The 17,206-nt window shown below is 56.4% G+C and carries 1 protein-coding gene; it reads left to right on the top strand.

Annotation, left to right across the window (positions count from 1 at the left end):
• The first annotated feature begins 12 nt into the window (after positions 1-12).
• Positions 13-17,130 (top strand): tandem-95 repeat protein, encoded by a 17,118-nt coding sequence (locus KF752_04885; protein ID MBX3420875.1) that lies wholly within the window; start codon positions 13-15, stop codon positions 17,128-17,130.
• Positions 17,131-17,206 lie beyond the last annotated feature (76 nt).

Raw genomic sequence — 17,206 nt, forward strand, 5'->3', positions numbered from 1 at the left:
AGGTTCGGTCGCATGACTAGCCCACGGTTCCGACGACGTCAGATTCAAGATACAACCGATCGCCGGCGGCGGATGCGCCGGGCTCTGATGGAAACGCTGGAGCGCCGCGAGCTGCTGGCCGTTGATCTACTGGCCAATGTCAGTGCGCATGTTTCCAGCAGCTCTGTGTTCGCTGACGGTACGTTTACTGCCTGGTCGGCAAACGCTGCCGCTCAAGCCTCCGCCGACGCAGGTGCCAGCGCTGATCAATCAGTATCCGGTGAATTGCAAAGCCAGTTAGATCGGTTGTGGGCTGGTGCCGACGGAGGCTCGATCGCCCAGCGCCCCTGGTTCGACTTGATTCAGCAAGAATACGCCCAGTGGTCGTCGGATAATGGGCTGGCGTTTTCGATAACGGCTGGTCTGCGCGCTGAAGGTGAGGGCGCCGCGTTACTGGCCGAAGGTGAAGGCGGCTTGACCGCACTGGATGTGTACGTCGCTGCGCCTGACCCCAGTTACAGTTTTAACATTATTGCGACTACGCCCGGAATCGGATTCACCCAGTACTTAGTGGAAATGACCAGTCAAACTTGGCGCAGCGCAGCCGAGACCACCTGGGAACAGTGGAAGCATCGATTGTCGATTATCGTACCCAACAGTGTTACCAGTAACAAATCGCTACTGGTGATCGGCGGTGGTGGGCACGGTGGTACCGGCGGCTTCGGTACAGGCGGTCTGTCCGGCACTGAACTGGCGTTTGCCACCAACATGGCCATGGCCACCGGTTCAGTCGTGTCATCGCTGACGAATGTACCCTATCAGCCACTGCAGTTTACTGGCGAATCCTTCACGCGCTCTGAAGATGCGATCATCGCCAAGAGCTATCGGAATTATCTGGATGGCGGCGACGATGAGTGGCCGGCACTGCTGCCAATGGTCAAGAGCGCGGTGCGTGCCATGGACACCGTGCAAACCGTCGCTCAGCAACAGCACAATGTCGCGGTAACGAACTTTGTGGTCAGCGGTGCTTCTAAGCGCGGCTGGACGACTTGGCTGACCGCTGCGGTTGATCCGCGCGTTACTGCCATCGCCCCAATGGTAATCAACGTGTTGAACATGGATGAACAGATGCCTTACCATAAGCGGGCTTATGAAGGTGTCACGGCTGCAATTGTCGGCGGTTACTCTGCCGCCGTAGTCGACTATGTCAACGAGGGAATTTTCGATCGGTTTGATGATCCGCGCGGTCAAGAATTGCTCAAGATCGTCGATCCCTACGAATACCTGGATCGACTGACGATACCCAAATTCATGATCAATGGGACTGGGGATGAGTTTTTTGTCCCTGACTCCGATCAGTTCTTTTACCACGACTTGCTAGGCGAAAAGTCCGTTCGCTATTTGCCAAACGCCGGACATAGTTTGAATCAGGACGCATTTACGTCACTGGGCCAGTTCTACCAGGCGCAGGTCGCCGGCGTAAGCCTGCCGCGGTACAACTGGAACATCCGGCCATCAGGACCAATTGAAGTCACCACGCAAGACTCACCCACCCAAGTCCGGTTGTGGCAGGCCACCAATCCGGTGAGCCGAGATTTTCGCCAAGCTGTCGTTGGCAGTAGTGTGATTTGGACAAGTTCTATTCTCAGTCCGACGGCTCCCGGCAATTATGTAGCCCGCGTCGATCGGCCCATGTCTGGATACACGGCGTTTATGGTCGAGCTGACCTACAACATCGCCGGACAAGAGGTCAAGCTAACCACCGGAGTCAGCGTGATATCATCCACCGATGACACGCCACCGGAGGGATTGCAACTGCTGTCTGTGGCTCCCAATTCAGGCATCATTTTCAATTTCAATCGCCTGAATGTCCTAGAGCAAGCTCCTACCGAATTGGTATTGCGTTTTAATGGGGCGGTCGACAGTACGAATCTCAATGGAATCCAAATCATCGGTGCCGGCAAGGACGGCGCGTTTGGGACCAGCGACGACATTCTAAATCTGCCAGTCTGGCGAGGCGAAGGTGACAGTTCAAATGTCATCATCGTGCGGTTGGCAAGCACGCTCGACGACGGACTGTATCGCGTACAAGTTTCGGGAAGAGGGGGAGATGCCCTGCGAAGCCTTGGTGGGCAGGTCATTACGACGCGCGTTTTTGATTCCACACCCGGTGATCGCACGCTCGATACGGTCGATTTTCGACTGAACTTGGGGGCCAAGGTCCTGGGTATTGTACCTCAGCCCGTTGATCGACTGCCCAATGGGGCGCTGAATCCTCGCCGTGAAATCATTCGCGTTTACTTTAACGACGATGACTTGAATCCGGCCAGCGCGCAGGATCCAGCTTTCTATCAATTGATATTCACTGGCGATACGGTCGAACCTACAGACGATCGCGTCTTTTACCCGACATCGGTGGTGTACGATCGCCACAGCGACATGGCGGAACTAACATTTGCTCAGCCCATCGACTCGTTGATGCCTGGTGGTGGTACGTTTCGATTGCGAGTCGGTTCGCGGGCACCGGTGTCATCCACTAACAATCCACCCAATGTCGTTCAGTTCAATGAATTTGGAGATGTCGGCGCGACTGTCAGCAATGCGTTTAGTCTAGGCTCTTTGAACGGCTCGGCCTCTCTGCAAGCCAACGGCACAATCATCACCACCACTGGTGCTGCACTGCCGCTAGATTTTCCGGGTGGCAACTTTGAACCTGGACATCGAGACATACAGGACGAAATACATTTGGCGGGTGCCGATTCGAATCCGCAGATCAGCACCATCTCGTACAATTTTGCGTTGAATCGTTCGTATGGTAATGACGCGGCCAACCAGCCTGTGTTCACGTCGATTACTCCCGAACAAAAGCAACGGGTGCGTGAGGTATTCGAATTCTATTCGCAACAGTTAGGCATCGACTTTATTGAATCAGAAAGTGCTGGACTGACCATCGTCGTGGGTGATATGTGGCCCAACGGAAGGCAAAGTGGTCCGGGAGGCGTGGCGGGTGTGGCTGGAGGTGGGTTGGCCATCATGGATGGTGCCGAGACGTGGGACAACAGTTTTGGTTCCGGCTTCTTCACGGTCGCCATGCACGAAATTGGTCACTTGCTCGGATTGATTCACTCGTATGATCTGCCTGCAGGTACCATCATGGGGAGCGAGTCGGAGTTGAGCGGCCCGACTGCTTTTGCGTTTCCTGGTGATCATGACGTCACCCACGGATTACGTCTGCACCGCCGTGATAATCGGGATGTGGACACCTATTCGTTTGTCTTGCCGGCTGGACAGTCGGGCCGCATGCGCATCGAGACCATCGCTCAGCGACTGGCCAATAGTAGTAACTTGGATACACACTTGACGTTATTCCGACAGACCAGCCAAGGCTTGGAAGTGGTGGCTTCGAACGACAAGAGTTTCGGCTCCGACTCTTACATCGATGTGACTCTGCCCACTAGCAACATAGCTGTTACCTACTTTGTGAGCGTCACTGGTTCCGGAAATCAGGACTTTAATCCTGAGGTACATAACACCGGCAGCGGCGCGTTTAGCCAGGGTCAGTATCAGCTTCGCCTCAGCTTTGATTCGGCGATTGAAGCAGCGGCCACTATCGTAGACATGCTGGGTACGCCCTTGGACGGTGACGGAGACGGAATCGCCGGCGGCAATTTCAACTTCTGGTTCCGGGCGGTGCCGCCGACAGCGGGCACCGGTGAACAGACTCCGAAGACGATTTACGTCGACAAGGCTTATACCGGCTCGACGACCAACGGCTCGGCTGCTCAACCGATGAAGAACTTGAATTTTGCTACCTGGCCGGCCGCACTCCGCCCGCGTTCGGGGGACATCGTGCGGGTAGCCGGTTCAGCTGGCGGCCAGGATGTGCGGACCGTACCGGCCTATGAATTCGGTCGTGGTGGTGTAGGCAACGCGATCTTGCAGGACGGTTTGACGCTGCAGGTTCCTCAAGGTGTGGCGCTGATGGTCGACGCCGGAGCAATATTCAAACTGCAAGGCAGTCAGGTTACCACGGGTAGCTTGTCCGCCTCTGTCGACAATAGTCTGTCAGCGCTGCAAGTCTTAGGCACACCCAATAGACCGGTGTACTTCACCAGCTACAAAGATGAATCGCTGGGCATCGACACCAATCCGCTGGTGACAGCTCCAGCGGCTGGCGACTGGGGTGGTATCAATTTCAAAAGCGATGTCGATCTGGCTCAGGGCCGCAACCACTGGGAGCGACATGGTATTTTCCTGAACTACGTGGCCGGCGCGCATATTCGTTACGGTGGTGGTCAAGTGACTGTCCTGTCCCCGAGTCCTGTAGTCAATCCGATCATGATGCATCGCGATCGACCCACAATTTTGAACAACCTCATCAGCTCCAACTCCGATGCCGCCCTGTCGGCCGACCCGAACAGTTTTACACAGACGCTGTTCAGCACCCCTCAGTTTCAATTGGCCGCCACGTTTTCGTCAGATTACGATCGCGTTGGGCCACACATTCGCAGCAATCGCCTTTCTGGTAATTCGATCAACGGCATCTTCGTGCGCACGACCACTCAGCCCGGTCAGCCGCTGAATACATTGGACTTCACGGCCAAGTTTGATGATACCGAGATCGTGCATGTCATCGGGGAAAATCTGATCATCAGCGGGCAGCCGGGTGGTGGATTTCGTGAAACCTCTCTGCCCAATGTGTCGTTGACTCAGACAGCTACCTCCACAGGCGGTAGTTTGGCCAGCGGAGCCCAAGTGACTTACAAAGTAACCTTTGTGGATCGCTGGGGCAATCAAGGACTGCCCAGTGCGGCCACACCCGCGACCGTAGTCGGCAGTGGCGGTGCAGTGCAGTTGAACGGCCTGCCAGCCGTCAGCGGCGATTTTGTCCGCAGGCAACTATGGCGGAGCATCGGTGGCGGAGCCTATCGCTTGGTGGCCAACTTGGACGGCGCAACCGGCTCGTACAAAGATATCGGCACGATCCTAGGGGCTACACTGGCTCAACCCAATCAGTCCAACCTGGTACGTGGCCGGCTCAGTGCACGACTAGAAGTCGCTCCGGGCGTGATTGTCAAATCATCCAATGCGCGCATCGAAATTTCGATGGGGGCTCAATTGATTGCCGAGGGCACTGCGGCCAGCCCCATTGTGTTTACCAGTCGCGCGGACGATCGCTATGGCGCTGGTGGAGTATTCGATACTGATAACGATGGCACTCTCAGAAATCCCGGAGCCGGCGATTGGGGTGGCTTGCTGGCGCGACATTTATCGTCACTGAGCATCGATCATTCATTAGTTACGTTTGCGGGAGGTGTCACCTCGGTTGCAGGAGGATTCACTGGCGTTAATGCAATCGAAATTCATCAATCGACAGCGCGCATCGCCAATTCGCGATTCGAGACCAATGCATCGGGATTGGGAGGCGATGTGGGTGGGGCTCGCGACGGACGAGGCCCCCACGATGCTAGCGTGATTTACGTGGTTGGTAGCCAACCGGTGATTATTGGCAACACGTTTCGAAATAATTCGACTGCGGGTACGGCCGTCATCAGCATAAACTCCAACGCGCTTAACGCAGTCAATGTTGTTGACCCTGGCAGGCAGACAGGCAACAGCCTTCGATCGCCGCTGGCCACCAGCAATCAAGGACCGCTGGTGCGCGGCAATGCACTGTCCAACAACGGCGTTAACGGCATGCGGGTGCGCGGACAAATCTTGACGACTGAGTCGATTTGGGATGATACCGACATCGTGCATGTCGTGCAGGGTGAGGTCAAGGTGCCTGACTTTCACACCTACGGCGGCTTGACATTGCGAAGTCGAGTCGACGAAGGCTTGATCGTGAAAATGGAGTCGGGCGCGGGGTTCACCGCCATGGGCCGGCCGCTGGACATCACCGATCGCATTGGCGGTGCGATTCGCATTTTGGGTACACCTGGCTTCCCAGTCATCATCACCAGCCTAGCCGACGACAGCGTGGGTGCCGGTTTTGATGCCCACGGTGCGCCGCTGCGCGACACTAACAACAACGGTGTATCTTCTGGCATACCCGGTGATTGGCGCAGCATTCGCCTTGAACCCTACGCCAACGATCGCAATGTGGCCATGGTATCCGAATTGGAGAGCGACCAATTGCGCGATCGCGGGGCGAACGACGATGTCCAATCGGCTCAGCACGTGGGAGCACTGGCGGCGGACTTGCGTGGTGGGGATGAGAACCTGCGACTGGGCTTTAGCATCGACGGCGTCATCGCCAATCCAGGTGATGTGGATGTGTACAGCTTCACCGGCACGGCCGGCAGCCTAGTTTGGTTGGATGTGGACCGCACGTCGGGCTCACTGGATTCAGTGGTGGAACTGCTGAATGCCGCTGGCCTGCTGCTGGCGCAAAGTACCAATTCGTTGCTGGAGAGTCTGGGCACGACGCAGCGGTACGTCATTGACGATCCATCCAAGATTCTTCCGTCTCAGGTGCTGGGGCTGGACGCCGATCCTTTCGCGCCTCGCAATTCTCGAGTGCCCATTGCGGCTGACTTCCATTCGCTCAATCCCCACGACGCCGGAATGCGAGTCATCCTGCCAGGCACGCCGGGGCAGGAGACAACTTACTATGTGCGAGTCCGTAGCAGCAACGTGCCTAGTGGCAGCAGCCCGGCCAATTCGCCAGACCTGCAAGATGAAAGCAAACTACGAGACGGCAAGACTAGTGGGACCTACAGGTTGCAGATTCGACGCCAGCAGACCGATGAAGTCGCCGGCTCAGTGATTCAGTATGCCGACATCCGCTACGCAGCAACTGGCGTTGAAGCCTATGGCATGCCCGCATCTTCACCCTTGCTGGGGCAGTTGGCTGAATCCGTATTGGGCGTCACGAATTTGGGAAACATCGCCAATTCAGATCGAGCGTCGATAACGGTGGCGGGCTCCATTGGGACTGCGAACGAAATTCGCTCATTCACATTTTCTGTTGGGCGCGATTCGATTCAGGTGATCAATCCCGAGGATGGTACGGACCATATCTCTGTGGTGTTCGACATTGACTACGCCAATGGATTTGGTCGCCCAGGCACCAAGCTGTGGGTCTTCAACAGCGCTGGCCAGCTGGTGTACATAGGCAACAGTTCCAATATCGCCGACGATCAGTCCGCTCCGGCTCGCAGCAGTGATCTGACCGATTTGACGCGAGGTTCGGGTGGTCGACGCGACGCCTACATCGGGCCTGTCGAATTGCCAGCAGGCGATTATGTAGTGCTGGTAACCAATGAAAGTCAGATTGCTGCACCGCTTTTGCAGTTTTATGACACATCCGCCACCTCTTTAGTGCAGGTGGAGCCCTTGAGTTCTATTCGCCGTATCTCCGTCGATCGCTTTGGTGGTCCGAGCGGAGCCACTTCCAGCGGCCCTCTACAGGTCTCGTTCAACCCAGACATAGACGGAAATCGAGTCGAATGGACGCTGGCCGACGTGACCGCGTTTGTGGTCACCGATTCTGCCTCCGGCTTGAATAGCATCCTTCATTTTGCCAATGCCTTTACAGGTGCGAAGGTAGCTGATGTCAGTCAATTCCCACGAGTCCATGACGTGGCACTGGCACCCACCGGCCAACTGGTGGGATTCGCAGTTCCACCGCCCACGCTTGCCACTGACGAAAACGCCGGCATATTTATGCAAATTGATACCGTTGGACAGTTGAATTCGTCCACTGTGCCTGCCAATGCATTTACGTCCCCAGGCACTTCGGGCATCGAGACCTTCACGACACAACAATCCGCGTTTTTCCCTGCACCGCCCGCATTTGCTGTTCAGCCACGGGATCAGGTTGCAGATCTGATCAACAATCCGGTGGGCGATGGTATTGTATTTGAGGCACTGACCTTCTACACCAACAATTCCGATCAAACGTTGATGTTTGCTGTTGGCTCACGGGGCAATAATCAATCCAGCTTCAATACGGCTAGCGTCGATCTGCTTAGCGGAAACGTTGTGGGAATTGGCCCAGCTAGCACCTTCACGCGCAATATCGTCTATCGCATTAATCCTGAGGATGGTTCTGTCATCAATGCCGATGGGAGAGCCGATCGAGAAGGCGTTCAACGAGTCAACGGCGTTACTGGCGCTGACGCAAATGCGTTCAGTCACGCCGGTACGAACAAGATCGAATTTGGCCGGTTTGTTAGCACTGGGACCATCACCGGATTAGCTGAAATTGGCGGTATTCTCTATGCCGTCAGCAATCAAGGCGAGCTGTTTGCGGCGACCACCGACGGCGACAGGTCGTTCGGTAGCGTAGCCGCGCCGATTACCGTTATCGTTGATCCGCAATTTGGACCAGTCTCCTTCACGGGTTTAACTCGCGGCCCCAGCGAGCTTCACCAAGATATGCTGTTTGGTACAACCGCCAATGGCAGGGTCTATGCCTTCAATACTGCTGGTCAGTTTCTGCCGGTGTTCGCCGGAGCAAGTTTTCGGACCCAAACCACTGGTCCCAATGGACTGGGGGCTGCCGTCAACGGCATCGACTTTTCAACCTTATCACGCAACCTGTGGCACGTGTCAGATTTAGAGGCTGATTCACCGGGCCATGGTCGAACCATTCCTCCCGACAATTCACAACCCGAAATTATTTCTGGAGGAGACGCGCTCTACTTCGGTATCAACAACAGCTACGACATGCCCGGCGGTGCCCACGGCGCGATCCTCAGCAATCCGATCGATCTGCGCAGCTACAGCTCGGACGATTTGCCGATGCTGTACTTCAATTATTTGTTGGACACCGAGGGACAGAACAGTGATTTGAATCAAAATGAACGCATGCGTGATGCCTTCCGAGTGTATGGCGCAGGCGAAGATGGCCAATGGATTTTGTTGGCTACCAACAACACTCCGGCTGATGGAGGAGCCAATCGCTTAGGCTCAACTGATGAATTGGATAACGATATCAACTTGAATCGAGATCCGTACGGCAATCCTATTCCGTCGCAGGAATTGTTCGACGTGGGCGAATGGCGACAGGCACGGGTTTCGCTGGCAGCACTAGCCGGTAAAGCCAATGTTCGGTTGAGATTCGAATTCAGCACGGCAGGTTCGTTTGCCACCGGCGACCCTCTTCGCGGAGGTGTGGAAGTCATTGTCGTGGCCGGGTCTAGAATTCAAGACGGCACAGGTTTCACGATGACTCCGGTGCAGTTGCCTGGACAGACGCCACAGAATTTTGAATTTGAACATGGCTTGGTGTTATCGCTGCCCGGTGGAGCCAGTTTATTGGACGGTGCGAGCTCGGTCACCATCAACGGAAACGTGCTTACCTTTTCGACTACCAGCAATGTCGGCAACAACATTTTTTATCTACCAACCGATGGCTCAGCGACCATCGCCAATCGGCTGTCGTCAAAATTGGTTGATTTGAGCATCGCCAGCCTAGCGGCAATTACGATCGACCCGCTTCACCCCAATACATTAGCCGTCGCAAATCTGCCCGCCGGGGGTGCTTATGGGGTATCGTCCATGGGTACCGGCGTACTGCGCGGACTGCCAGGGGTGACGGGCAACGCGGTTCCCATTCCAATCACCCCCGCGATGACGGCAGCGGCAGTGCGGGATGCGATGCGCGTGGCTTTTAATGATACTTTTGGTAATCCAGTGATGCGGGCTAGTTTTCCAGCTGAATCGCTGGCCACGTGGCACTTCCACGACAATATCCTGCGGCTTTACGGCTACAGGATTACAAACAACGGAAGCGCCGTAGGGGTTACGACTCAACGTGCCGGGGATCGCTTCGGTGTTGACCTGAACAACCCGACGAGTCAGGGCGATTTCGCGCACATGGATGAGCGTGCTGCCAACAACACGGGTCGAGGCGTGTTTATCGACGACATCATTATCGGTTTTGCCGAACGCGGGGAGATGGTCTTCAACGCTCCGACTGATTTAATCGCCTTTGTGCCTAATCCGCAGTACGCTCAAACGATTTACGAAACAGATCAGATTGAGGAGGGGGATTTCCAGTTGACCATTCGGACTGCGGCTGATTACGGTACGAACGACGATTTCTTTAGCCTTCTACGAGATTTCGACACCAATGATCGATTGTCGCGGAGTTTGGGCATTCAGGTTCGACCCGATGCTCCAGGGCGCATTGTAGACGGCACTACCTTTACCCTGAGTGATACTCAGCGCAGTTTGACATTCGAGTATGACGTGGTCTTAGGGCTAGGCGATCCAGCGGCTGGTGTTCAGCCTGGTAACATGCCGGTAGTAATCAGTCCTGCCGATTCACCTGAACGAATTGCTCGAGCAATTGTCGCGGCTATCAATGCAGCCTTCGCACAGTCAGTACTCAACGTCACAGCAGCCGTGCGTGGCCAAACGGCCGGCCAGTCGGACAGTCGAATCATCGAACTACACGGCAAGGTGGCAACCGATCTAGCTGGCGGTTTCGGTTTTGCTGCCAACACTTTCCTCGATCCGCTACGCTGGGGCAATGATTCTGGGTTTGGCGAAGACTTGGGGGACGTCGAGCGGCAGCGTCCACAGGGACAATTCTTGATCGCGGGTAGCTTGTTCACCAATACGGCCAATTTCGGCGTGTTGTTGTCGGCTGGCGATCGGAGTCAGCCGTATGGCAGCGTCGGTGACCGGCCTTACCCTGGTGCACCCATCAACTTTCCGACCCGCAACGTCCAGGGCTTGGCCCCGGGCGTGGTGGTTATGAATAGCATTTTCGCCAATAACTCCGGGGTGGGTTTGCGAATCAGCGGTGACCCGGAGACGGATGCCACCGTGCAGATTGCTCGGGTAATCAACAACACGTTTCATGCCAATCCCGTCGGTCTGCTGATCGACGGCGGGGCATCTCCGACCGTGCTGAATAATATCTTTTCCAATCCCAATGTTGGAATCGGCGTCCAGGCCGCGGGCGGCGCAACAGCAGTACTGGGTGCGAACCTGTTCAAGGGCAACAGTGTGAATACCAGCGGCGTGAGCGCTGGCTCGTTTAATATCGTGCTGAATGCCAACGATCCGCTGTTTGCCAACACCTTAAACCGCCAGCTCTATCTGGCTGCGGGATCACAAGCTATCGACGCTTCGCTAGAGGCACTGCAGGAGCGGGCAGCACTGACCCAGGTCAAGAGCCCCTTAGGGCTGCCGCTGAGTCCCATGTTGGCACCCGACCGCGACGCGACAGGCCAATTGCGTGTCGATGATCCCACACTGAATTCACCCTCAGGCATGGGGGCAAACGTATTTAAGGATCGCGGGGCGGTGGAACGCGCTGATTTTGCAGGCCCCATCGCGGTGCTGCTACAACCACAAGACAATGACGCCGCGTTGCTGGATAGCGATCGCAGCCTTACTAACATTCGACTTCAGCAGGGTAATCTACAGTTTTTCTCCATCCTGCTAGAGGACCTGAATGGCATCGGTCCGGACGAGGCTTCGGTTGTGTCGGCGAATCTGCAACTAACCGAAAACGGTCGGCGACTGCGGGCTGGCACAGATTACACGTTCGGTTACAACGCCAATAATCGTACGCTCAGATTGACTCCGCGGTCTGGTATCTGGCGCAACGATAGTGTGTATGAAATCACGCTGAGCAATCAAGCCAGTTCACAGGTTGTCATTCCTGACGGAGAAACTGTCACCGATGGCTTGCGGTTGACGGTCACGCGACCGCAACAGCCTGCGGTGGTGTTTGAGTTCGATCTCAACGGTGTGGTCTCAGGCAGCAATCGTCCTGTGCCATTTACGATCAATAGCTCGGCTTACGAAATTGCGTCCCAACTAGCGGGCCGCTTGGGTGCGGCCGGTATTGCGTACCTACTGACCAGCGACGGCACGTTGACCATATTCGGTCAAGCCAGCTCCTCGGATTCGAATCTCCTGCCCGTGACCGCAGTCGGCGCGATCCAAGATTTGGCAGGCAATGCACTGGCTCCTAATCGGGCTACCGGTCTGACGCAATTTACCATCATCATGCCGGAGGTTGAACTAGATTACGGCGATGCAGGTGGCGTCAACATTCCGACTGTCGAGGCTGGTGGCGGCAATGGGGCTCGGCATACCATTCTGCCCATCGACGCCGGGAGGCTGGTGTTGGGTTCATGGGTGGGGGCTGAGCCGGACGGACAACCAGCGGCTGCCGCCGATGGCGATGACTATGGCGTGCAGGTCAATATCGGCACGTTGGGCGGAGTCGCTCAGGGTACGGCTGGACCGGCACGACTGACGATGCCGGCAGCTAGTGCGCTCAATGGCCAATTCATCACTATCACCGCCGGTCCCACGCCATTGGAATTCCGGTTCGACACCACCGGCACCGCCACGGGCAATGCCTCGCGCGTGATCGTGGCGCTAGCGCCAGCCGACTCAGCTAGCGTCGTGGCCCAAAAATTTGCAGCCGCCGTTTATCAGGCACAGCTTCAAGCTCGCCTGAGCGACCTGACACCAATGGCGTCGGGAGCCGTGGTCAGCTTGGGTGGATCTTCGCTGCATCAGTTTAACCTCGCCGGCGCTCCAGCGATCAGCCGCGTGGCGCGGGGCAATGTCGATGTGGTGTTTCCAATTTCGACAGCCAGCTTGGCCAACGGCCAGACGATGAGCATCACCGACAACCTGGGACGTAGCCTAGTCTTCGAGCTGAATGCGACGACAGCGGCACCGGGGAATGTGCTGGTGCAAGTAAATCTAGCCACGGCTACTGCGGCGCAGGTGGCACAAGCCTTCGCCAATACTATTCAGGCGCAGGTCTCGGTTGGACTGCTTCAGTTAGGTGGGGCGTTCATGCAGGACGCGCGAACCTTGCGCATCCTTGGCAACGATGAAGATGGTGTGCGATTTGGTGGACTATTCAATGTCGGCTCGGCTCCGGTACCGGTCACGATCATCTCTAGCGGGGCGGGCATGTTGGACGCCTGGATCGACTGGAATGGAGACGGAGATTTTAACGATGCCGACGAACGTTTATTCGGCGGCAGCGTACCAGTCGTAGCAGGTGCTAACCTGCTGAATGTAGCAACGCCCGCCCACGCCGGGGCCGGGTTGACAACGGCCCGATTTCGGTTGAGCAAATCGGGCGGTCTGCTAGCGGGCGGCGTGGGCGTCGGCGGTGAGGTGGAAGATTACCTGATCGAGATCGCTCCAGGCTCGCCACCGGTGGCCAATGCCGATACCTACGCTCTGAATGAAGATGGATTATTACAGGTTTCTTTAACTGCCGCTGGCGTGTTGGCAAACGACACGGATGCCGATGTGCCACAGAATCAGTTGGTTCCCGGCGGAAACCTTTTTGTGCATGACGACAATCCGTTTACTCCAATTATTGACCCGGTGATCGGCGTAGCCAACGGTACGCTGATCCTGCAGCGTAACGGAACGTTCACGTATATTCCAAGAACCAACTTTGCGGGCACCGATTTCTTCGTCTATCGTGCGACGGATGGACGTTTGGTTAGTCCAGTGCCGGCCACCGTCACGATCACTGTTCATCCAGTCAACGATGCGCCCAGCTTTGCATTGTCCAGCAATGCAGTCACCAGCCGTGAAGATCAAGGCTTGGTAACCGTCGATAATTTCATGACCAACCTGCGACCAGGGCCGATCACGGCTGTGGATGAACTGGGGCAAACGGTGACACTGGTCGTCGAGGCGTTGACTCCGAGCGCCTTTACGGTTCAACCGGCGATTGATCAAGCCACCGGGCGTTTGACGTATCAAACAGCCGCCGACGTCAACAGCGACATGGGGCTCGATCTGCAGGTGCGGATTGTGGCCACTGACAATGGGCCTGCTCCTGGAACAGGAGGACTGCCGCACCAAAATCAAACCGCAGCCACCTTTACCGTCGTCGTTGAACCGATCAATGACGCGCCGCTGTTCCAGCTTTCCTCGACGCAAGTCAATGTCAACGAAGGGCCAGGATTACCGACGACGCTCACAAGTTTCGTGACTGGCGTTGAACCGGGGCCGCCGGCTGCCATTGACGAAGCTAGCCAGGTGCTGCAGTTTACGACGCTGTCCGTCAGCAATCCGGCTCTCTTCACGCTGGGTGGACTGCCACAATTGTCACCTAATGGCACGCTGACCTTCACCTCCGCGCCCCATCGTCATGGTACGGCGGTGGTGGTCGTACAGTTGATGGATGATGGTCCGAGCCAACCACTGCCTAACAGCAACGTATCTGCGCCTCAAACGTTTACCATTAGTGTTGCCAGCGTCAATGATCCACCAGAATTCACCATTCCGGCGACCGTGAATGTGGTGGAAGATCAAGGTCCGGTCATCGTCAGCGGGTTTGCCAGCAGCATTCGACCGGGCCCGGTCGAGGCACTAGACGAAATCACGCAAACGGTGCAGTTCGAGTTGGAGCCACTGGATGCCAGCGTGTTTGCCACAGCTCCGTCGATGACACCGTCAGGCAATCTATCGTTCAGAATTGCAGATAATATTAACTCGCTGAACGCCGCCCTGGATGGCAAATTGTTGCGTGTGTTGGTGCGCTTGCGCGATAGCGGCCCGAGCGCTCCTCCCAATCGCAATACCTCGGACTGGCAAACGTTCACCATCAACGTTGCGCCGGTGAATGATCCACCGGTCGCGCCAGATTTCAATACCACGACTGACGAAGATACCCCCCTGGTACTGCAAGCCACGGCCATTTTGGCTGGAGCCTCAGGTGGACCGACGTCCGACGAGAGTTCGCAGGTTGTGCAGATTACACAAGTCCCCAGTACCAGCAGTCGGGGTGGAAGGATTACGTCGGTGGTAGCAGGCTCCGGAGCAGCTGCCCATATCGTGTCGATCACTTACACGCCTCCAGAAAATTATGTCGGCACCGATTCGTTTGTGTATATCATGCGCGATGACGGCGTGCCCGAACGTCTAGGCACGGCCTCGATTGTGATCACGGTCAACGGTATCAACGATCCCCCTGAGTTCAGCTTGGGCGCCAATCAACTGGTGCTGGAAGATGCACCACCGGTAACGGTAGTTGGGTGGGCCACCAATATCCGGCCCGGCCCGTCGTCAGCGGTCGATGAAATCGGCCAGACGGTCAGCTTCCAGGTGACTACCGATCAGTCACAACTTTTCTCAGCGGGCGGTCAGCCAGTTCTCTCGAGCGATGGCAGGCTGACCTTCCAAGTTGCACCCGATGCGGTGGGCACAGCCGTCCTGCGCATTGTGGCCCAGGACAATGGCCCGAGCGGCGGAAATCATGTCCACCGATCGCCTGAGTTTACCGCTTCGATCACAATTTTGCCGGTCAACGACCCACCCGTGTTTACTTCGGGGGGCGACATCGCCGTTGACGAAGATAGCCCGACCTATTCGCAACCGTGGGCAACAGGCATTGCACCAGCCGCGGGGTTGCTGCTGAATCCTCCGCGAGCTGTCGACGAAGCCGCACAGGCGGTTAGCTTTGTGGTCAGCGTCAACAATCCAGCCGCGTTTTCCATTCAGCCCACGGTCAGCAGCACAGGCGTGCTGACCTTCAAGACGGCACAGGATTTTAACGGCGCTGCCGTGCTGACAGTGCGAGCCATCGATAGCGGCTCGGGAGTGACGCCCAATGTAAATCAGTCAGAACCGGTCACTTTCACGATCACCGTGAACCCGGTGAACGACGCTCCGGTTGCGGAAAATGATTCCTATTCGGTCGACGAGAACAGTTTGCTGCAGATTTCCGCTCCAGGCTTGTTGCTAAACGATCGTGATGTCGATCTACCGAACGACCAACTGAGTGTCGTCGCGGGCAGCTTGCAAAGCCTGTTTGGTGCCACCGTGGTACTCAACGCCAATGGTTCGTTTACGTATGACCCTCGCGGCGTACCGGCAATTCAACAATTACCTGCCGGTCAAACGATTATTGATACCTTCACTTATCGGGCTGTAGACCTGGCAGGTGCGCAGAGCAATCTGGCAACGGTCACGATCTTGGTGCGTGGGGTGAATGACCCCCCCGTGGCTAGAGACGATTCGACCGTGGTAGGGATCGGTGGAACAGTCGCGATCCTGGTGCTGAGCAACGACAGCGACCCCGATTCGCTGATCAATCCAGCCAGTATTCAAATCACGCGACTGCCGCTATTTGGCAGCGTCACGGTTCGCAGCACCGGCATCGTCGAATACACGGCCACGGCTGGCTTCCAAGGCAGCGATGTTTTTGGGTATCGCGTTCGCGACATGGAGGGCAGCCTGTCCAATGAAGCCTTGGTAACAGTGGCCACCAACGGTGCGCCGGTGGCCGTGGATGACGTGGCTCAAACCTACCGAAATCAAGCCGTGATCATTCCGGTACTGGCCAATGACTCAGATAGCGATGGAACACTGGACCCAGCCTCGGTTCAAATCGTCGTACCGCCCAACGCAGGTACTGCGGAAGTCTTGGGCGATGGAACCATTCGCTTTACACCGACGACTGGCGTGTCCGGCGAATTTGTATTCTCTTACAATGTCGCCGATAACCATGGCACCCGCTCCAATACAGCTCAAGTCGCGGTACGCATCCTGCCCAGCCGCTGGCAGAATCCGACCAATAATTTGGATGTCGACGCCAGCGGGCGCGTTACGGCGCGCGATGCGCTGTTGATCATCAATTACTTGAACTCTGATCGACCACGTTCCTTGGCCGAAGCCGGAATTGATCCGCCACCCTTCTACGACGTCAATGGCGATGAATTTGTCAGAGCTTCCGATGCACTCTTGGTGATCAATTATCTGAACCGCAGCTCACAAGGCGGAGGTAGTGGCGGAGAAGGAGAATTGGCACCCGAGGGTGAGTATGTTCCACCGTCGACGGGGACGCCAACTCAGCTTGGTGCCGGGACCGATTGGGCCATGCTGGTTACTCCTGAGCAGATGCTGCAAACGGTGGGACGACAAATCGTTCAGCGGGTAGAACAACGACGGATCGAACAAGCGCTGGTTGAGCATCTGGGGGAAGTGTCTCAGCAACCTGGCGCCTTGATCAGGCACACGACTGACGATGTGCATTTGCAGTCGCAACGCTCCAGTGCAAACGACATCCGCTCGTCGGGCGATAGCGGATTTGACGAAAGCCAAGATTCAGATGATGTGTTGCGGCTACTGAGTAGGAAGTCGACCGAACTGCGCAGCCAACGGAATTTGGTTGATTATTACTTCGATAGTTAGTCGTACAGAGGCGCGAGGGAGGATTGTTCGGTCGCTACCCGCGCCACAGGATGGAGATGTACCATGTACGTCTACT

The organism is Pirellulaceae bacterium (assembly GCA_019636385.1).
Lineage (GTDB): Bacteria > Planctomycetota > Planctomycetia > Pirellulales > Pirellulaceae > Aureliella.